At 31.9% G+C, this 21,544-nt stretch carries 13 protein-coding genes; 6 read left to right on the forward strand and 7 right to left on the reverse strand.

Annotated elements, in window-relative coordinates:
* Positions 1-599: 599 nt before the first annotated feature.
* The 3 genes from RINTHH_RS11605 to RINTHH_RS11615 all read left to right on the forward strand — a co-directional run bounded on the left by RINTHH_RS11605 (position 600) and on the right by RINTHH_RS11615 (position 1,449).
* A complete protein-coding gene (locus RINTHH_RS11605) occupies positions 600-809 on the forward strand; it encodes a hypothetical protein (RefSeq protein WP_008235640.1) in 210 nt (69 codons plus the stop codon).
* A gap of 131 nt (positions 810-940) precedes the next feature.
* Complete coding sequence (locus RINTHH_RS11610) at positions 941-1,150, forward strand: hypothetical protein (RefSeq protein WP_008235641.1); 210 nt, start codon at positions 941-943, stop codon at positions 1,148-1,150.
* Positions 1,151-1,260: 110 nt separating this feature from the next.
* The gene (locus RINTHH_RS11615; protein ID WP_008235651.1) at positions 1,261-1,449 is read left to right on the forward strand and encodes a hypothetical protein; all 189 of its coding nucleotides are present in this window, start codon (positions 1,261-1,263) and stop codon (positions 1,447-1,449) included.
* Positions 1,450-3,119: 1,670 nt separating this feature from the next.
* Here RINTHH_RS11615 and RINTHH_RS09005 read toward each other — a convergent pair.
* Entirely contained in the window at positions 3,120-4,403 is a 1,284-nt protein-coding gene (locus tag RINTHH_RS09005) for a hypothetical protein (RefSeq protein ID WP_008235653.1), read from the reverse strand.
* A 1,085-nt stretch (positions 4,404-5,488) separates the two neighbouring features.
* Between RINTHH_RS09005 and RINTHH_RS09010 the strand changes: the two genes are divergently transcribed.
* Positions 5,489-6,589 (forward strand): phosphotransferase enzyme family protein, encoded by a 1,101-nt coding sequence (locus tag RINTHH_RS09010; protein ID WP_008235654.1) that lies wholly within the window; start codon positions 5,489-5,491, stop codon positions 6,587-6,589.
* A gap of 772 nt (positions 6,590-7,361) precedes the next feature.
* Here RINTHH_RS09010 and RINTHH_RS09015 read toward each other — a convergent pair.
* From RINTHH_RS09015 to RINTHH_RS09025, 3 genes are all read right to left on the reverse strand, one after another.
* Positions 7,362-7,865, reverse strand: a complete 504-nt coding sequence (locus tag RINTHH_RS09015) for a hypothetical protein (RefSeq protein ID WP_008235655.1) — start codon at positions 7,863-7,865, stop codon at positions 7,362-7,364.
* Positions 7,866-9,588: 1,723 nt separating this feature from the next.
* Positions 9,589-11,742 (reverse strand): pentapeptide repeat-containing protein, encoded by a 2,154-nt coding sequence (locus RINTHH_RS09020; protein ID WP_044304962.1) that lies wholly within the window; start codon positions 11,740-11,742, stop codon positions 9,589-9,591.
* Positions 11,743-12,265: 523 nt separating this feature from the next.
* Positions 12,266-12,601, reverse strand: coding sequence for a hypothetical protein (locus RINTHH_RS09025; protein ID WP_008235659.1), 336 nt, complete (start codon positions 12,599-12,601; stop codon positions 12,266-12,268).
* A gap of 444 nt (positions 12,602-13,045) precedes the next feature.
* On the opposite strand from RINTHH_RS09025, the gene RINTHH_RS09030 reads away from it, so the two are divergent.
* A complete protein-coding gene (locus RINTHH_RS09030) occupies positions 13,046-13,480 on the forward strand; it encodes a hypothetical protein (protein ID WP_008235661.1) in 435 nt (144 codons plus the stop codon).
* Between the two features lie 164 nt (positions 13,481-13,644).
* Here the strand turns inward: RINTHH_RS09030 and RINTHH_RS09035 are convergent, their stop codons facing one another.
* Positions 13,645-14,031, reverse strand: coding sequence for a hypothetical protein (locus RINTHH_RS09035; protein ID WP_044304963.1), 387 nt, complete (start codon positions 14,029-14,031; stop codon positions 13,645-13,647).
* A 934-nt stretch (positions 14,032-14,965) separates the two neighbouring features.
* Between RINTHH_RS09035 and RINTHH_RS09040 the strand changes: the two genes are divergently transcribed.
* Complete coding sequence (locus RINTHH_RS09040; protein WP_044304964.1) at positions 14,966-15,775, forward strand: alpha/beta fold hydrolase; 810 nt, start codon at positions 14,966-14,968, stop codon at positions 15,773-15,775.
* Positions 15,776-16,964: 1,189 nt separating this feature from the next.
* On the opposite strand, the gene RINTHH_RS09045 is transcribed toward RINTHH_RS09040, so the two are convergent.
* Positions 16,965-19,187: a RelA/SpoT family protein gene (locus RINTHH_RS09045; protein WP_008235667.1), complete on the reverse strand. Its 2,223-nt coding sequence runs from the start codon at positions 19,185-19,187 to the stop codon at positions 16,965-16,967.
* A 736-nt stretch (positions 19,188-19,923) separates the two neighbouring features.
* Positions 19,924-20,397: an NADAR family protein gene (locus RINTHH_RS09050; protein ID WP_008235670.1), complete on the reverse strand. Its 474-nt coding sequence runs from the start codon at positions 20,395-20,397 to the stop codon at positions 19,924-19,926.
* Between the last annotated feature and the right edge of the window lie 1,147 nt (positions 20,398-21,544).

The following is a 21,544-nucleotide window of genomic DNA, read 5'->3' on the forward strand; positions in this document are numbered from 1 at the left end:
AAGATATAAAAATATTTTGCATACATCTATTTATCTGGGCACTATTTGTACTAAAAATAAGTAGAATTTATGAGACTCATATGTGTAAGAAAACCCTATTTATAACAAGGCTAATTCATAATAAAATAAACTTATTTTTATTAGAAAGTATGTATGCAGACATGTATTTATCAAAAATAAATGAAATTATGCCTATCTCTTGGAATTAGAGAATAAATTAGTTGACTATACTTATTTATCCACATTTTTAATTAATATCGTAATATAACTAGCTAATTAAATAAGTTCTCTAACTAGGAGACTGGTAGAAATAACTAAGAGAACAGGCTATATAATAAGAAATAAAATATTATCCTGGGAAAATATAACCTAAAAGAAGAACGAATAAAATATATTTAAATATTACTAGACAATAAATTAAAATAGGTCAATAAATTTCCAAATACTTTCAAAGTTTTTGCTTTCCCTATTTAAAGTGTGCTATTGGCATTTTGGTCTTATTTTATGGATTACTCTAGCCACTCCTGTTCAAGCTTCTTTAATTATTCGTGTGGTAATTATAAGAGAAGTTGAAAAGCTAGAATTGGGAAGTTCTACTGGTGCAATTGTTAGAGATGCTAGGAGAAAGATTAAAAGGAAAAGAGTATTATGCAAAAAGTTTATCTGGGATAATTCTATTAAATAAGTGGCGTTCCAATTTATTTTGGATTGAACCTACAAACAAGGGATTTATTTATATTAACGGTCGCTGGTATCAGGGTAGAATGCTCATTGTCCTAGAAGAGAAAGGGTTAACGGCTATTAACTAGATAAGTTTAGAAGAATACCTTTACAGCAACAAGACGAGGAGCTATTGCTCTCTACAAACGTCAAAAAAATTTGGGAAAAACTCATTGTATGATGTTGGGAGTAGCCCTGGACGCTGGCAAATTTATGGGGTATGATTAACCGGCACCATAATCCTTTAGCTGCTGTACATAAAACTGTAGGACAGGTATTAACTTACAACAATAAAATTTTCCTTTCAGCTTTCCATACTTGTGATGGAGAGCATACGGAAAATGTAGAAGATGCTTGGGGTAATAAGTTACCCTATTTACGTGCAGTCCCAGATTTTGACCAGAATATTAAATACTGTAACTGGGTATAAAAATATTTCCCACTCAATATACAAGTGCAACAGTTCCTGAATTAGGAGATGTAAAGCAGATACGAATAGAGCAAATATACCCCTATTAAAGTGTAAAATCCTTAAAAATTATGGGTGATAAGGGTTGGATAGTTTTAACAGTAGAAAAAATACGTAATGTCCTCAAGTTAAAAAGTATGCGTTTTACTATTCGTCAGAGTATTAGCAGCTTTATGTTTAGTGGATTTGGCTTTGGCCAAGGCTTAGGTATGAGCCAGGCATGGGGCCAATTACTTGCAAATTCTCGGGTGTTATTTTAGAGGTGAATTCCTTACAAAAATTCGAGTGAATAAGTAATTAGATTATTATTTTATTGAGGCACGGTGCTTGTATCTTTTTTTTACTGGTATAAATATTTTAACAGTATCAAATTATTATCAAGAAGCAATTTAGAATTAAAGTAAAAATTCTGCAACTTGAAAAGCTTATTATAAACTACAATTTAGATGAAAATTCCGTAATATAATAAGAATTAGTATTAAATGTTAGTCAAAAAAATATACGTACATCACTATATAATTTTACTCCAGGAGAAGCATCCTCTCCAAAAATATGTGTATGCGTCAAAGTCTCGATACTTTTCTTAATGTTTATTGTCTTATTTATATATTCATATCAACGTTTTCTGAGTCATTTATGGGGGATAATAGTCTTAGTATAAATATTAATGAAATTTAGTATAATATCACCAAGCATACATAAGACTATCATAATCTATTTCTAATTTTACTTTACTCAAAAATTTTGCTGTAATCATTTGGTTCCTGTTTTTCTTTATTGTAGTTTTCATATATTAGAAAAAGTCAACTTATCAGACTCAATAAATGTTTTTCTAGTATGCATAAGAATGAATTTATGTAACTATAATGTTATCTCTCATAAGACCAGCATTTTCATATCCCTTTTAATCTATAGTTATTCATATAGTAATAGGCTTGATTATAGTTTATTAAGACAAAAGTAAATTTGAAGAAAGTATTTGGCAATATTAGAATACTCCCAATGTAATTCTATGTAACTTACTTCTATGTAATTTACTATGGAGTTTTATTAAACCGGATTTATCTTCTGTTCAGAAAGCAGTATTGGTTTACTAGTAAATTTTGCTTTAAAAGCCTTTATATTCAATCAAGTCAATATAGTAGTATGAACTACTATGGGATTAGCCTTATATTAAATATTTAGTATTATTCTAATTCAGTTACTAGACTTTAATATTGTTTTCTACTTCCCAGCAACTCCATCATTTTGGTTATGATATGAGATCACAGCTTACATATTAGTCATTATGTGGAGAATTAGGCTAGTACTTTCCACTCTGGTTACAACTGCTAATCTAAGATGAAATCCTGGAATAATATTAAGTTTGTAATGCCTTCTCATAAAAGAATAAGAAAAATGACTTTCATACAGAGCATGACAGGAAGTAGAAGGATGATTGCCAAAAATATTTACTTCTAATAGTTGGCCGATTTATTTTATAGGTGTCATAGTCATAGTTAATTACTTTCGCCTCCATATTATCTTTGATTATTTCCTATGATACTAGGTCTATAAACTAAATAATGACCCACCTCAACTTAACAAGTTAAGTCTATATTCTTATTACTATCTTTGAAACAGGTAAGAGTTTTCAAGTTACACCATACATGTTAGTAATACTAGGACCACTGAAAATTGTAGCAATACCACAAAATATTATGAAGCAACTTGAAATATTTTTTTGAAACTTATATTTCATCATATTAATAAGAAGTACTATACCAATTATATTTTTTAGCAACCCAAATTCAGGAGATAGAGTGGAACAAAATCCAAATAATAGAATATCTATCTACTATATAGGTAGAATGCTCCGCTTATTATCACTACTCTAAGTTGATATAAATAAGGTAAATACTTGGCATCATGGGAATTACAAGGTTTATCTTTAATCCCCTCTTTCTTTTAATGGATGCTGCCATTCAGTTTCAATTCGTGCAGAACTGTCTATTTCTTGTATTATTAAATCTGTGCTGGTGGAATACACAGAATCATCTTTACTAATTACCTTTTCATTTGTAAATTGGCCAGCATATTCGATCTTTTGTTGTAATTTAGAATTATTTCTGGCTAACAAACTGGATCTAGCTTGTCGTTGCTGGTTGCGATAACTAATCTTGGTATTACACCACTGAGTCCAGAAATAACGAATTAAGGGTATTGCTAAAAATCCTATCCCATAAGTCCATAAAATCCAGTATATTCCTTGAACAAAGCTGACCAGTCCACCAACTTCTGTCGTAAACCTTATATCTGTTAATAAGCCACCAATAATCAAAATACCAACAAAATTGACTAGCCCAAGACCAACACTTAACATCAATTGTCCAGGAGTAGCTTTGCTAAACCGCCAGGAAAATTCCTGCAAATAATCTGATACAGAGTGATGATGTTTTTGGGATGCACTGACCTGTAATTCAGGAAAGTAGTATACAATATCACCTGTATTACTAACTTTAGGCTGTCCATTAAAACGGACAAGTACCGGTAACATATAATCTTCATCTTCCGGGGAGTATCCTGAACAAATGTTATCCAAGTAAGGTGATATTTGTTCTGCTATAACTGCACCAGAATTATTACGTATTACGTCTGCTACTTCTTGCCAACGCCGTTCTTCTAAATTCACATTAGGGTCACCATCGCCAAAAAGAAAAGAAAATACTGCCTCCAAGAAATTCAGCTCATTTTTTTCTCGACGTCCTCCTTGTTTGTAAACCCCATAATTAGGACTCAAATACCAGAGTAAATCTGAGAAATAGATAAAACTACCACTAAAATTACCACCGCGATTATCATTATCTTGGTCAGATTTGGAAGAAGTAGTAATAATGAAAATTGCTACATACGTTAAAACTATAGAAACAATTAATAAAATCCCAAAGAAAATACGAATCATGTAAAAAAGAACTTTCCAAATCCTTCTCGACCATTCCTGCAATTGCAAGCTCAAATCTTTACTGTACAAAATATCCCGAAATTTGCGCGGGAACTCGTAAACTATATCGCCTGACTCGGTAACTTGCATATGTCCACCAACATCAGATGCCAAGGCTAATAATCCTTGACTTGCCAGCCCAATATTTAATCCCGTTTGAGTAACTACATCACCTATAGTGACACGGTAGTCCAGGTTCTCCACTGCTTGCATAATAGCTTGATTGGGAGACATTTTTCCCTCTTGGTGAAAATAACTCTTCCTTTTCTAGTATAAAGTTTGGTTTGAGGGAATTTATTTAGATTATCGGTTAATTCACCTTCTGAATTATGGAAAAACCCCTCTTTCAAACTTGCTTATTTGTGAATGTATACTAAATAGAGTAATTTCCTATTAAATCTTGAGTATATGTAGAGAGTTCGAAAATTGCCCGGCCTAGAATAGGCTAATCAGCTACCACAGCTATATTCAGTTTTTGTAATAATTATTAATTATATATTTTCATATACTAGTTACAAGTTCTCCTACAGAGGTAGATTTTTCTTCTGATTAAGGACTACTAGGAGAGTGGATAAGCATTTAAACGATAGCACATTAAGGTTGATAGTGATATGATTGATCATCCTAACGTTTGGACCTCTATTAGGAAATCTTCTAACTACCTATGAAATAACAAATTTGGACTAGATTCAAAACTTAACCGTTAATATATCAAAATAGATGAAACTTAATTATAATGCAAATAGCATATTTTTTTTATTCACCAAGGTTTTTATTTTTATTAACTATCTAAAGCTAATTTCATATCAATAAATGATATGAAATTTCGACATATATGTTGTATTGATAATTTGGTATTATCCAGAATCAAAATTAAACTGTCTAGATCAGACTCGCTTTTTATACTCACTAAAACTGAATAATAGATTTTTTATTTGATTTCATCATAGAAAATAATTATACTCCATAAATATAATTATAACTTAAATAATGGATTTACTAGTTAAAAACCTATTACATTAGGCATATCCTAAGTGACTTTAGTATATCATTTGTGTGCTTTTACGCAATATATACGGATTAAATCTGCATAAAAAGTATTATTTAGTAGGTTAATAGCAGTATCATAGTTTGAATTATATTAATATAATTCAAACTATGATACTTTCTTATTGTTACAGTAATATTATGTAGGTAGATTTAATTTCTTGCTCAATAAAAAAATATAAGAGTCATTTATAAGAGTTATTGTATCGATACATATATGGTTTAATTAAATTAGTTAGTATATTTTTTATTTCTAAAATACCTATATATAATTGAATAATCTCATTCATATAGCAAGTCAATTTAAGCCTAATGGAATAATCACTGATATTCAGGAATTAAAATGTGGTAATATAAACAGAACTTTTCTGATTACATTAGATAGTTTCATAGAAAAGTGTTTTATTCTTCAATGTATTAACACTCAGGTTTTTTATAAGCCAGAGTTAATAGTGAAAAATATGTCTGTTTTTACAAGCCATATTTTCCAAAGTCTACAGGATTTTCCTAGCACTAACGGCAGACGATGGGAAATTCCAAAAATGTTACTTACTCTAGATTCTCAAGCGTATTTTATCGATATCAATAACTCCTTTTGGCGAGCAATAACATTTATTGAAAGAGCAGAAACCTTTGATACAATTCAAGACTATAATCATGCTTATGAAGTTGGCTATGCTTTAGGTACATTTCATAAGTTGACTAGTGATTTACCTATAGACAAACTAGTTGATACTCTTCCTGGTTTTCATATAATATCTACTTACTTGAATCAGTTTACTGATGTTAAATTACAATATAATAGACTCACACAATTCCCGGAAATTAATTATTGTTGCAAATTTGTAAATGATCGTTATACATGGGCACATGTTTTGGAAAGGGCTATTATTCAAGGGGATTTACGTTTACGTACTATTCATGGTGACCCAAAAGTTAATAACATCATGATAGATACTCTAACCAAGAAAAGTGTTAGTATTATTGACTTGGATACAATTAAACCTGGATTAATTCATTATGATATTGGTGACTGCTTGCGTTCTAGTTGCAATCGTCTGGGAGAAGAAACTCAAGAGTGGAAGGAAGTAAGCTTTGATACTGATATTTGCCAATTTGTACTAGATGGATATTTCTCAATTGCCAAAGATTTTCTGACTGATAATGACTATGAATATATGTACGATGCAATCCGCCTAATTACATTTGAACTGGGACTACGATTCTTCATAGATTATTTAGGATATAATACTTACTTTAAAGTCAAATATCCAGAGCAAAATTTAGTTAGAGCACTGGTTCAGTTCCAACTGACTAAAAGCATTGAACTCCAAGAAGATATTATCCGCAAAATAATTCAAGTAATGAGGTAATTTCATTATATTTTTACTTATACATATTTAAAATTCTTGATTAAAGTCTTACTAATCATGATAGATAATACTTTGGAATAAATCATCTTATCAACCATGTCAAAATGTTTGTTTATTCTTGAATATTTCAGTTAATAATTTTGACAATATGACTTTATGATGTCAGGAATTATTGAAATTTGAAAAATATGAATACTTCTAGTATTTTTTCTTAATATGTAATTAATAATAAGTATATTAGATTTGATGCTAATTTATTTTTAGGATGATTTATAAATCTCAGTTATCAAATCCTGAATGTAAGTTATTTTGTACTCAGTTTCACTTCTTAATTTAAAAGGATTTTGAAGCTTTACTTCACTAGTAAAATAGAACTTTTATAACTTATATTCAATATTGTAGAACAAAAAAATTTATTGAGTTTAAGGTGATAAATTTATACAAAGGCAAAATAGTTTAACTTGAGGCTTAAAGGTGAAGTATTGTTGCCAGAGCAAAGTCCATGGTGTAATAGGCTATTCTCTGCTTATTACACCATGGACTTTGGGAATTTTGTACTTACTTAATGCTAACTGCTCATTAAATTATATAAATTTTATTTGATAATTTTATAAAAAATAAGCTTAACAAGCACTTAGAATTACAGAGTTTCAACTAAAACTCTAGTTTATTTCTTAACAACTCTAAAATTCACACACCCCAGGATTTTTTCCTGGGGTATTTACTTTAATTTAAAATTAATTCATTGATATAGTATTATTATCCCTGTAGTTTAGAATCTCCAACTGACTCCACCTTGGATTGAGAAAGCATTGCTGCTACGATTTCGATAAGAATCAAACGCGATGATAGCATTACCAAAAATGACAGTATTGCTGTTGGGGATTATGTAATCAACTCCAGGCTGTAAGGCAAAGCTAATTTTATTACCCACAGTAGAAGATTTATCCTCACTTGCTAAAACCAAACCAACTCCCAAATAAACATCTGTTTGCCAATTTATTGGCATATCATAAGAGATAGTAGAAATAATGGCAGTACTATCACCAATTAAAGCTTGGGTACGTAAAGAAACAGGATTTTTTAAAAATTTATAACGGGCTGATATTATTCCTCCTACTTGGGAGTCTTCAATTAAACCCATAGTTGTTCCCACACCAACATAACTCCCATAGGTAACCTGTGCTGATGATGATTGGATATTACAAGTTATACCCAATACACTACTAGCTACTAATCCGAAAATCAGAAGCTTTTGATTATACTTTTTAGTCATATAGATAGCACTCCTCACTCTGATTTTCATATAATTTGAGATTGGTTGTTAGTGATAACTCATCTTGTTTTATAACTCCCATTTTAGGATAAGAGAATCAATACATGTATTAACTAGTATTATTTGACTTCGGCAGATTATGTATGATTAGTAACTATGATTGTTATGTTATTAGTAACCTCAATATTTAATAGATATATAGCTAAATAATACATATCCTAACACTCAATTACTATTTACTTCTTAATATAGTGATGTTATTGAATAGGATGTATGGAAAAATGGGGTTAAGAACTATTTTAGAATCAGCATCTACTATTAATTGTCCAAAAGTTATTATGTCTATTGACACCAAAAATATCTAACCACACTAGCAGTTTATCCTTTCGGGGTGTTACTTTCTATGTTCATTTATTAAAATACGTAGTGAAGTATTTTGTATATAGAGATTTTATACAATGATGGGTTAATAAAAATAGGAAATTTTATAAGTATTAAGCTCATCTGGAGAAAAATATTTCACTAACTAAGATTAGATTGTATTAATTCAAGCTCAGTGGTCAGTCTTGCAAACTATAAAATCACTATAAGTATTTGTAATATTACCTTGTGCCAAAAATATCTACTGCGTGAATAATAATTGATGAAAATATTAAGAATATTAAAACAAAAATTAAGACTAAAGCAAATACTAATATATAGTTAAGTTTATCAATAAATTATTTAATCTATTGCAACTATAGTAGCATCTAAAAAAGAAAAAGTTGATTAACTAATACATATAACAAACAGTTATTGGGTTTTGAGTAAAATCAGATAAATAAGTTATTATTTAGTTTAAAAATATTGGCATTTGGGGATATCCTTTTATCAATTTTACTAGAGGTTTTTCGCAATTATATACCTTTAGTTTGTTGATCTATGGAGAGGTAATGAATTATATTATTGCCTTTAGCCACAATCCAAAAGCATTGTTAGAAGTTAAGCCAATAGGTGAGTATCCTTCACATTCACAACAAAGGGAAGTGCAATAGTATGTTCTCAAAGTTAAAACTCTGAGTTTTTAAGAGGCATAGCCTTCGGGTATTTCAGGATAAAAGGCCAATTTAAATTCATTCAGTAATTGTAGTTGTTTCAGAAGCGCAAGGCTGTTTGAATTCAATACACATTCTTAATTATCTTGAATTGTAATTATTATCTTGGGTTACTTTTAGGGATTCGGGCACATTTGGAAATTAAACTCCAGTATCAATGATAACTAAATAAAATTAATCGTAAAACTTATATTTTATTTACCTTATTTTCAATAGCATTTTTTGTTATACCAACTATATATAGTTTCATAAAGTTTGACATCAAAACTGACTATTTAGTTGTATAGAATACATACTATTGTTTTTAAAGTACTAGTATTTATGAGGTAGTATATATGATAAGCAAAATATTTCGGCGAGTTTAGGAGCCCGGAATGTTTTACACTAAATTACTATTATGTTTGATTATCAAGATTTAAATAGCCAACATTTTAGAATCAAATTGCTACTGTTATTTAAATGGCTAAAGTTCAATTATACGAATCTACAATAATCCTGATAAGCATCTTTAGCATTGAAATTATTTTCTTCCCATAACCCGGAATTTTGTTAATAGTTAGTATTGACTTGAAAGTGAAATAGTATTATTTCTAATTTTTGCAATTCGCATGTACTTAGAACACTTTAACTTAGGGACAATTGGGATGAAAGGCTCCCTGAGTGCAAATATAAGCTATTTGTCTGGGATCTAAATTTTTAACTTGACTGAAATCCACTCCACGCACAATTGCAGATTCTAATCCGACAGTGGGAACATCCACAAATTTGTCTGTGAGATAAGGGCGTCTAGATGAGAGAATTACTCCTTGAAAATCTGCCCCTGTCAGATCAGCACCTCGTAAATCGGCTAAACTTAGGTTCGCATTCCTAAACCTGACATTTTCCAAGTTTGCATGACTTAAAATAGTCCCTTTCAGGCTTGTAGCGCTTAAGTTGGCATTTTGCAAATTTGCTCGGTGTAGATTTGCCCCTGACAAATCCGCAGCCTGCCAATCAGTATTCGTTAAGTTAGAATAGGCTAAGTGGGCACCAATAGCAGTTGCTCTTACTAGACGTGCTCCAAACAAATCAGCTTTGTCCAGTTTGGCATCTCCTAGGTCTGCCCCTGTAAGTCTAGCATTTTCTAAAACTGCACCGCGCAAATCTGCCCCTACTAATTGAGAACTACTGAGATTAGCACCTATCATGCGGGCACCAGATAATTTTGCCTGGTTCAGTATTGCACGACTGAGATTAGTTTTTACCAGCAACACACGGCTAAGGTTAGCATAACTTAAGTCAGCTTTCTGCATTTGGGCACCACTGAAGTCAGTAATCCAATCATCATAGGTATCCCAACGGCCATCTTTCCCAGGCCCTCGGAAACGGCTACTTTTAAAACTAACTTGGTTAAGATTAGCGTACTTAAAATTAACACCCCAAATATCAACTTTATCTAATACCAAATTCGGTTTTGGCTTAACACTATTAACAATACTTAATTGAACTCGACTGAGGTCAAGATTATAAGTATTACCACTGTGTACAGCTAAAATATTCTTAATTGCCTGGATATTAACTTTCAAGCTCTTTTCCTGTAATCTTCTAGCTGAAGCAGTAATACTCATTTCTGATCCCAGTCGGCCAGCCAGAAAGTGATTTGCACGTTTTAAATTGGGAATAACTTTTACCCCCAAGTTAACTAGTGCTTGCTCGATAATATTGGTTATATTTAGATTATTTGACTCTTTGACTAATAAATCAACCAGAAACTGGTTTGCTTGAGCGTTTTCTAAAGTTCCTAAAGCTAGGATAGCACTGACTTTCTCTTTCTCTTCAACCTGGGACTTAGGATTTAACTTTTGTAGTAAAAATATAAACTGTTGACTATTAATCTGTTGGATAGCCCGACTATTTTTCTGAGTTTGAATGTAAATTTGTGTACTAATTAATGTACCTAAGATTAGGACAATACTGCTGATTGACAATCCAACTAGGGAAATATTGGAATGTTTCTTAATGTAATTCCAGATAGTACTTTTATAACTATTTTCTCCTTCCGGTTCCGGAGTAATTACCAAGGATGCAATAGCTGCTTCCTCATCATTAGACCATTGATCTTGATCATATATTTGCTCCAAAGTAAAGGGAATAGTATCATCAACGGTATAAGTACCTGCCAAGCGATCATGCCATGCTTGTCTGGGTTTACGTTGACCAAAGCCAACACTATCTGCCAACCACAACAAAAAAGCAATAACCATAAACGCCCCCAAATTTGGGAAGGCAAAACTATTTCGCCACACGGTGTAAGTAGTTAATACTGGTACTATCCACATGCCCACTAATTCCCGCTGGGCAACTGCTGCGAAACCAGGTGACATTCCATTTTTATTCAAGACTCGCACTCTAAACCAACTTTTGGGGGTTGTCCGACCTGTAGTGGCCAGCAAATATAATTGCCATCCAGATACACCTAAAGGAGCTAATAAGGCCAATGACCAAGCAAAATTAGTTATCCAAGCCACATTGCGAGTACCGTGACTTACAGGCAATGCTAGGGGGTAAGCGATTGCTATTTCAGCTACAACCAAAATCGGATGCAAAGAAGTGCGTTCCATATCACTTTTTGAATTGGCATAAACTCCAATACTAAAAGGAAGTAATCCGCTAATAATCAATAGACTAAATTCAACAGTCCAAGCAGCAAAGCATCTAGTTTTCAAGGACAGCAACTTAGATTTACCCATTTTATTGGACTGACTGGATTGATTAACACTTCTCCTCGCCATTGGGGTTGCCATGAGATAGTTCCCTTTTTATTATTATATTTAAATATTTAAGCTGGTGGCTTTTATATACAGGTATGAGAATTGATAGAATGAAGTTTAAACCACATCTTGGGATGTAAGGAAAACTTATCAAAATTAACCAGATCCGAGACTTAGACAAAAAACTTATAAGGTCTTCAGGTAGGATATTTAAGGTTTGCTTAAATTCTTATATTTTTTTGTATTGGAAATTCATTGCCAAAGTCAAACCACTCAAAAGTTTCATAGGTTAATAATTACCTCATACTAATAACTAAAGGAATTGTACTACTGATCGTTTCTTTAATAAAACCTATGCAGATATCATGTCAACTAATTAAGCAAATCCAATAATTTGCAAGCAGTCATTTGCCAGCAATATTGAATTAATCTAACAGTTCAGTAGAGAAAATGAAAAATCTACATAAAGTTTGAGATGTTAATTACTCTTCCCAGCATGTGAAAAACAATTGGAAGCTTTCAAAATAAGTTAAAATCTTACCACTTCCATTGCAACCTATTTAGATACGAAAAATTTATATCCTAGATATATTAACGTTAGAAATACTGTCAGACTAATTGCAGCTGCTAATAACTTGAAAATAGCTTGTATAAGGGCAACAGAAATTACAAGAGATAAAACCAATACTCCTATTTGAGATACTCTAGGAAGACTTTTAAACCATTGAGTAATTTTTCTAGTAATGTTGGCAACATTATTTATCCCTGCAAAGCTAGAATTATCCACATCAAATTTTTTTTCTGTCTCAGAGTTTGGCATAGATTGCGAATTGATTTCTGTTTCTAATGAATGTAAGTGTTGTTGAAATTCTCGTTCTGATTTATGATTCATCAGCTTTGTTAACCTCTGCTCAAGATATTAATGTAACTAAAAACATTAAATAGTAATTACTAGATTCTATATAGTTACCCAGTCAATATTATTTGCTGTGATTAATCAGAAATCATTTTATTAAATAAAATTAGTAGCATAACGACTAAAATTGATTAATCTAATTACTCATTTTAGAATGTATATACAAGTCTATACCAAGTATTATATATTAAGAAAAACATGAATTACAAAAAATATTTCTAATAGAATTTAACTTTGAGCAATAATGGCAATATATCCTAATTTAAGTAGTGACAATTATTGTATGTGTACAAGCAGTTCAATAAAATAGAGGAGTGAAATAAATAATACAATTTAAGAGAAAACAAAGGAATAATGAACTTAGCCTCGAAAATTGCAATATATTAATTATTCTTCCTTAGTTCACCCACCATAATTATTATGAAACTTAAGAACAACCCAGCAATATTTCAGGCAGTCCTATTACTTGCCCCATTTTTATTACTCAGTCAGTATGCAAAAGCAGAAATAGTAAAGGTTGATGACAACTTGGAATCGGATCCATTAATCATTATTGGTAAATCTGGGGGATCGGTCAATAGCAACTGTGGTGTTATACCTAAAACACCTCATCAAGTTTTAAAGCTTAAGAAACCATTATCCTATTTACAGATAACTGTTGAAAGTGAAAGTAAACCAACTCTTTTAATTGATAGCCCCGTAGGCAAATTCTGCATACTATATGATGCTTATTCTGGCAATAAGCCAAAAATCTCTGGATTCTTTAAAGATGGGACATATAAGCTTTATATAGGTCAGATGGTTCCGGGTAAAAGTCCCAAATATACTCTGTCAATTTCACAACATGAGAAGTAATTTTATTTCAGGCCATATAATTTCTTGATAACTATCAAATATGACCAGGAATATTTCTCAAATTTTCACTTTCACCCGAAAATCAATTTTATTATGATCAAAGTATCATCAATTATTTGACTCCAACTGATTAAAATTTCAAGATATCTAAGTTGATTCCGGTATTACGAATCTTCTGGGGAGTTATAAGAAACCTCAGTCACTTCCACATCAATAGTCCCCTCTGCAGAAAACCGCTGGATTTGTTTCTCTCTTATAAGTAATTTTTCTCCACAGCTGTTACATTGCAGTTGTGTATTATTTAACCCAGTTACTTCATTTCCACATACAGGACAGCAACCTCCGACTAGATTACCCTGTAGCCACCAGCGAAAACCAAAAAATAAAATAACTGGTGTAATGGACAGCAGTCCTAACAAAATTAAAAATGAGTTGACTAACCATCCCAGTCCGAAAGATCCAAGTAGCCATAAAGCTATAAATAAATTCAGCCAAGGGCGTAAACCTGATAGAAGATGGGAAGGGTTGAATTGTATGTTCCTAAAATTCATTGTTGGGATATTATTTATCTCCTCTAAACCTAGAATAGCGATTTTTATTCTTAATCAATAAATAGTATTTAGAATTATTGCAACAATTTAACATTACTTTGGATTCGGTTGTAATTTGATTTTTCCTATGCATATCTTATCGTTTATTTTTGCAAACTTACATAAAATAAACATGGGGCTTGATAAGCATACGGGACTAAATGATAAGTAAAAAAATATCGGCTGCTGATTTTAATGTTCAATTATAATATAATCAAATATTCCTCCAAAGAGAAGAATACAATTAATTAGAGTCGCCTGGAAATAAAAAAATAGAATTTTAATAATCATATGAAACCCGTTTTTAATATTGAGCAGGCATTAAATTATAAGTTAATTATACTGATAAGAGCCCAATTGAACAAAAAAGTTTTGGACATTTTATCATCAGTATTACATTGATAATTTATATGGGAAATTAGGTAAATCTTATTATAACTCAATGTTTATTTATAAGAAGAAAAAATATCCGGATTTTTTAATTCTATTTTAATGCTAAATACTACCTAAAATTTGATTTGCTAATATTTATATTATTATTATATAGAATGTGCTTAAACCCATTACTGAATTCATAGACTAGCAAGAACTTTAGAGTTTAATTGGGATAAAAAATAGCATTGGTAGAATATAAATGAAATACCATATAATTATTAATTATTTTGATATAATTGAAGGAGTAATGATTGATAGAATCGAATGTACTATTTAACAATATTTATCTTCAGATTTATGTCCAGAAAAATGAAATGTGACTATGTCTAATTAAGTAATCATAGTTTTAGTTGTTTTTATTTATGCAAAAGAAGTTGGAGGAAGTACTAGTTCAATTAGTTAATGAGAACTTGACAATCTTCCCTCAGAAAAGTAAAGCTACATAACTATTCATTATTAAATGCCAAAAATTCAAGTCAACGGTACTGAGCTATTTTATGATATTAGTGGTGCGGGACAGCCTTTATTATTATTGTCAGGCTTTGCCTGTGATCATTCTTGCTGGTCCTTAATGATGCCTCTTTTGGCAAAAACAAACTTGGTAATTCGAGTAGATAACCGGGGAGTAGGACGTAGCTCCCTACCTACACATCCTTATTTAATGAAAGACTTAGCAGGGGATATATCAGCATTACTGGAATATCTACAGATTCAGAAAGTAAGTGTTATTGGTCACTCCATGGGTGCTCAAATTGCTCAGGTCTTGACCTCGAATTATTCGGAAAAAGTAAAAAATTTAATATTGCTTTCTTCTTGGAAAGAGGCAAATAGCATCTTTCATAATATAATTGACACCTGGGGAGAATTACCAAAAATTTTAGATTATCAACAATACCAGAAAGTTATACTGCCATGGTTGTTTACAGATAAATTCCTTTCTAGCCCCCAGGCATTTGCCAGAATTATTAAAATAGCAGTCAATTATTCTTTTCGTCCCAATCCCCAAAGTCTATACTATCAAAGTCAAGCAATCCTTAACAGCAGTATTTCCGGGGGCATGTCAACTATTTCCTGCCCTACCTTGGTCATGGTAGGCAGACAAGATATTCTAACCCCTGTGGCTTTCTCTCAGCAGTTATTACAATTCATTCCTCAGGCAGAATTGCGAATTATAGATCATTGTGGACATGGACTATTAATTGAATCTCCTCATACTGTTGCCTCAAATATACTAGATTTTCTAGCAAGAACAAGTGTCACAAATATCTAAGTTTTTAGGACGACCACATAGTAAAGTGAATATATTAGGGCTAGTTTTTAGCACGTTTTTACATATTGTTTTTATAATAAATAGTGATGCTGTAAAGGTCGTCCAATAGTCTTCTATTATAGTAAATAGTGTGAATTATTCCCATAGATCAAATATTCTTACAAGTATACTTGTAGAATGTTAATAAGGTATCAACTATTGATTACAGTTCACACTTTAGAATAAGTATTATGATTATTATTCATATAGTAGGCAATTTTGGTGATATTTTTAGATAGCAACAACTTCCCAAACAAGTTAACCAACTTGAGCAAAAAACAGCCTAAGAATTTTTGATATAAATAGCATCTTTGAAAGATAGTCTGTTGCGTACTAGATAATACATTCTCTAATCATATCATTCAAGTATTTTTAAGGAGTGAGCAAATTAATCTTGCTATATTGTCCGAAAATGTTGCTTAGCAAAGCGTAATTTTATCTGCTCTATGGTACATCGGTAATTAGTTTAAGACTATGAGCTACTGATCACAAATCAAAAGGTTTTTTATCTTAATGTTATACTGATTGCAGTGATATAATTGGTATGATTTCCAACACATTTAATTATTAAATCATAAATATCTATAATAATTCTAAAGCTCTGAAATTAGATGAGTAGTGTACACTATTACAATTATATATTAGAAATTTAAATACTACTAATACATAGTTGTAGCACAAGTAGTTGGATAGTAGTAGATTAAATCAAGAGAATCACTTTTGCAGAGGATTACAAAGTATTACTCTCCAAATGCCAAATGGAAAGTAGGGATTGTATAACAGCATAATTTTTATATGTAAAGACATAAACTATTAATTCATAAATCATAGTATTTAGTGGCTAAAGATGATAATTCAAGTGAAGAATACAAATAATTTTGCACTTGTATAATTGGTATCCCTACATAATATTCTCGAATAATTCATGAACTTTAAAAGTTCAAAAAAGATAGGCTTTAGTATTAAGTCAAAATATCTAGTTTCAGAAGTCTCTACAATTCCTAAATTTCGCATTTTTATAGTAGTTGCAGTTTTACTGCCCACCTTATCCACACTGTAAAATTGCACCTGGCTGTAGTAATTATTCAACCATCAAAAATAATTGTTTGCTTATACGGAAGTTTGAATTATTATCCGGAAATATTTATGATTATGAATTAACATGACCAAGACGACGAATATTAATAACGTCACTCATCTTTTTAATCTGACTAAACAACTGTTCTAGTTGAGTACAACTAGATATTTCTATCTCCAAATCAATCTGTGCTGGTTTAGTTAGGGAGGTTTTCACGTTGGCATGACGCACATTAATGCTGTGGTCACTTAAGCGAGCTAAAATATCTTTGAGAACACCAACTCTGTCCAAAGTTTTAATTTGAATCCTTACCGGATAGGTATGGAAACCAACGTTATTATCATTGTCAATATTCCAACTAATAGGAATTAGGCGATCACATTTAACTACTTCAATATTTTGACATTCTTGGTGATGAATCCTAATACCTTTCCCTCTGGTTACGACACCAATAATTGGTTCCCCAGGAATAGGATTACAACACCCCGCTGGATGGTGCATTAAGCCTTCTACACCCAAAATTGTGGAGTTGCCGGATTGAAACCCACTAGGAATGATTTCTCTAGATTTAGTTACAGGGCATGCTAAACTATCAACTATTTCTGATTCGCTAGTTAATGGTTGTTGAGACTTAATTCCTTCTCGTAGACGGTTAAGAACAAAATTAAGAGTAATTTCACCATGACCCAAAGCTGCTAGCAAATCATCTACACTATGATAGTTAGACTTTTCCACTACTGTCTGCATAGCGCGGGATTTGAGCAAGTTCTCAAAGCCTTTTTTACCACATGCTTTTTCTATTGCGTCTTTACCACGGGCAATATTTTCCTCTCTATGGGTACGTTTATATAGTTGACGGATGCGATTCCTCGCCAAGCTGGTTTTTGCGAAATTCAGACAATCAATACTCGGCTGACTACTTTTTTGTGTGATAATCTCTACAATATCGCCATTTCGCAAAGATGTCGAGAGGGGAACAATTCTTCCATTTGCTTTAGCACCTGCACAATGATTGCCTATTTCTGTATGAATCCGGTAAGCAAAATCTATTGGTGTGGAACCAGCTTTTAAATCAACTAAATCTCCCTTGGGGGTAAAAACATAAACATCACTTTCAAATAAATTATCTTTAACACTATCAAGATATTCCTGAGCATCCTTAAGGTCATTTTCCCATTCCAATAAATGCCGTAACCAAGTAAATGTCTCATCTGCTGCAGTTAAATTTGTATTATGAGAACTGCCGGTTTCTTTATACTTCCAATGAGCAGCAATCCCATACTCTGCAATATGGTGCATTTCTATAGTACGGATCTGAATTTCCAAATGTCCACCCCAGGGCCCAATAACACCAGTATGTAAAGACTGATACTGATTGGCCTTGGGTAACCCAATATAATCTTTAAATCTTCCAGGAATTGGTAGGAATGCATCATGTACTACTGCTAAAGCACGGTAACATTCATCTTTAGCTTTGACAATAATTCGTAAAGCTGCCAAATCATAAATTTCGTGAAACTCCTTATTTTGGGATTGCATTTTCTGGTAAATACTATAGAGATGTTTAGGCCTGCCACTAAGATCAAGACAGTGGATTCCTGCTTTCTCTAGCCGAGATAGCAAAGTTTTACTTGCCTGTTGTAACCTTTCTTCTCTTACACCACGTTTTTCGGCAACTAGGGTTTGAATTTTTCGATAAGCTTCCGGCTCTAAATACTTAAAAGATAAATCTTCTAACTCCCATTTAAAATGCCAAATTCCCAGACGGTTAGCTAAAGGGGCAAAGATTTCTTTGGTTTCTAAAGCAATATGATGGCGTTTTGTATCTGATAAATGTTCCAGAGTACGCATGTTATGTAGCCTATCTGCCAACTTAACTACAATTACACGAATATCCATTGCCATAGCTAAAAACATCCGTCGAAAGTTTTCAGCTTGCCCTTCTGTTTTACTCTTAAAATTGATTTTAGAAAGTTTGGTAACACCTTCTACTAACTGTTTGACTTCTTCACCAAAAAGAGTTTCAATTTCTTCAATGGTAACTTCTGTGTCTTCCACTACATCATGAAGAGACCCAGCTGCTATCATGGCAGCACTACCCCCTAGGTCTTGTAATAAACTGGCGACTGCAATAGGATGACAAATATAAGGTTCCCCCGATTTGCGGTATTGTCCTTCATGCAGTTGGCAGGCAAATTTAAATGACTCAGCTATTAATTTATCTTCAGTCTGGTTACTGCCGGCAAGTGATTTGTCTAAGCTATTTTGTAACCATAATGGAATTTTGATGTCCATAATGAAGTTGATTGGGCAGTTAATGTATTTTTTTATGTGGAAAGAAAGTACAAGGTAAACTTGAGTGGCAAAGTAAGTATGGAGTCATGACACTATGCACAAGTTAAAAAATGATTTAGTCATAGTTTTGAACCTTCAATCGTGTGATGACATAAGCCAGGGATAAGAGAATTAGTATTAAAAAATTTAAGGATGCTCTAATGGGTATTAAGGACCATAATATGAAGCTTGAGTCATAGCAAACATACAGTATAAAATTTGCTTTTAGCCTTTATGTTTTTCAAACCTACTTAAGAATCATCTACCCATTGTATAAGAAAAATTTCTTCATTAACCGAGCTCCTTTTTCAAATACTGGATATTATCTAATAGTAAGCTATATAAGGTATTCATGAACTTTTTATAGGAATTACGCAACCATATCAACACTTATAAGCCAAATTACACCAGAATTGCAGTGGTGAATTTCCTTAATAACAGATTTTGAGTTTGGTTTCTCCTGAAGTAGACAAAAACTAAATATTAGGTAGAATCAACTTTTATCATACAGGAATCAATAAATAATTACGCCTTTTAGAAGTAGATGTAATATTTCTATGGGGAAGAAGGTAGAATACTACTGCTATTTAGATGAGACTCGAAAAAATTAGTGAGAACCTAAATACTCTGATTGGGAGTTATCATGCCACACTAGTAAGTATGATTTACCTGACTGACCACACTTAGTTTTTTTAGTTCAGCTAATCGCTAATGGTTTTAAGATTAAATTTTTGAGTGATTTTGAACGTACGTCCATGAGAATCTTTCCAAGATTGTTCTGACCAGATTTGCTTGCACCACAACCCCAAAAATAGTCAGTAGGAGAATTTTCTACTAATATTTCCTTCCCTGTAGATAGGAGAATCTCTCGAATTTCCTTATGAGTGTTGAATTTTTCTAAGACGACCTTTCGCATTACATTAATTTTTACTGATTCCCAGTCTGGACGCACCTTATAGCCAGGATGGCGACCTAAAGCAGCTGCTTCTTCTGGAGTTTTTGCATTATGAATTGCGTTAATAATATATTTATCTTTTGTGCCTAGAAATTTCTGAGCCTGATAATAATGTTCTACTGCAGGCCAATAAATTCCTTCGATGGTAATACCATGAGGAGAAAAATTGGAAAAGCAGCCATATGGTTGCCAAGATTTATAAAAGTAAATTGTCATTTGATTTTAATAAGTTTTAGACTTGGTGCTGATTGTAGTTTATTTATCCATCTTTCATAATCCTTCTACTATGGGTATTTTGTGATCAAGCGGTAAATATCATAAGCAGTTTATTATGTGGTATTCAATTTTTAATTCACTCTACCAATATAAAATACTCAGTAAAATAATTCTAATTACTTGGTGACTAATCTCCTTCTTAACATTCAGGTTAAATTTCTCATAATTCATAATTTCTAATTATAATAGATTCTTGATATAAGAAGGCCAAAAGACAAAATAAACCCAGGCTCTCATTACAAACCCCCTAACTAAAATCACTTTTATTTTACTTTATAAACCAATATGATATTGCTATATATAATCCCCTTATCAGTAATTCAATCCCCTTATCAGTAATTCGTTTCTTGCACTTGTACCTAAACGTCCAAAAAAAATACTTGGAAAATAAAAAGATATCGTTATTAACGTGGATACTTCAACTAAATCATCTTTATACTTGTCAAGGATTAATTAAATTGGATGATGAGTTGTAGCACCATTATTCCTAAGCTGTTAACACACCTTTTCATAATGTCTGGAAAAGATCAACTTACTAGTAACTAAGGAAAAATAACATACATGGTAAAGTTCTTCTCGGGCTGATAAATTTGTAAGTATTGGAAAAAATGTCGAGCTAGGAGTAAAATCTTGTAATTAATAGGAAAATTCCATAATACAAGCCCCAGGTCTCCTATTGCTAGGATTTCAGCATAATTGAGCAAAGATAAGTATGTTTTTTGGATGCAAAACTGATTTATTTAATCTCCAGGACTATTTATCCCACATACTACTTTTTTGCAAAAAACCGATATCTGAACTAAAATAACTTGTAGGTGAATTCATCCATAAGTATTAGTTTCTTTCCAGTACCAGCAAAAACTCTGTTACTGGCATTAGTACCAACACTTACGGCAGTAGTTGTTACAGTTTGACCATAACGAATTCATCCAAAATTGGTGATTGTTTATCCTTTCCCTTACATGGTAAAAATCTCGATTTATAAAACAATTGAATGCAACCAAATTAACATTTATTAGTAAAATCCAATAGTCTAAATTATTATCTTTTATTTTTATAAAAGTCTCATTAATAAAACTTGCGCTGT

Origin of the sequence: Richelia intracellularis HH01 (assembly GCF_000350105.1) — a bacterium.
GTDB classification, from domain to species: Bacteria; Cyanobacteriota; Cyanobacteriia; order Cyanobacteriales; family Nostocaceae; genus Richelia; species Richelia intracellularis.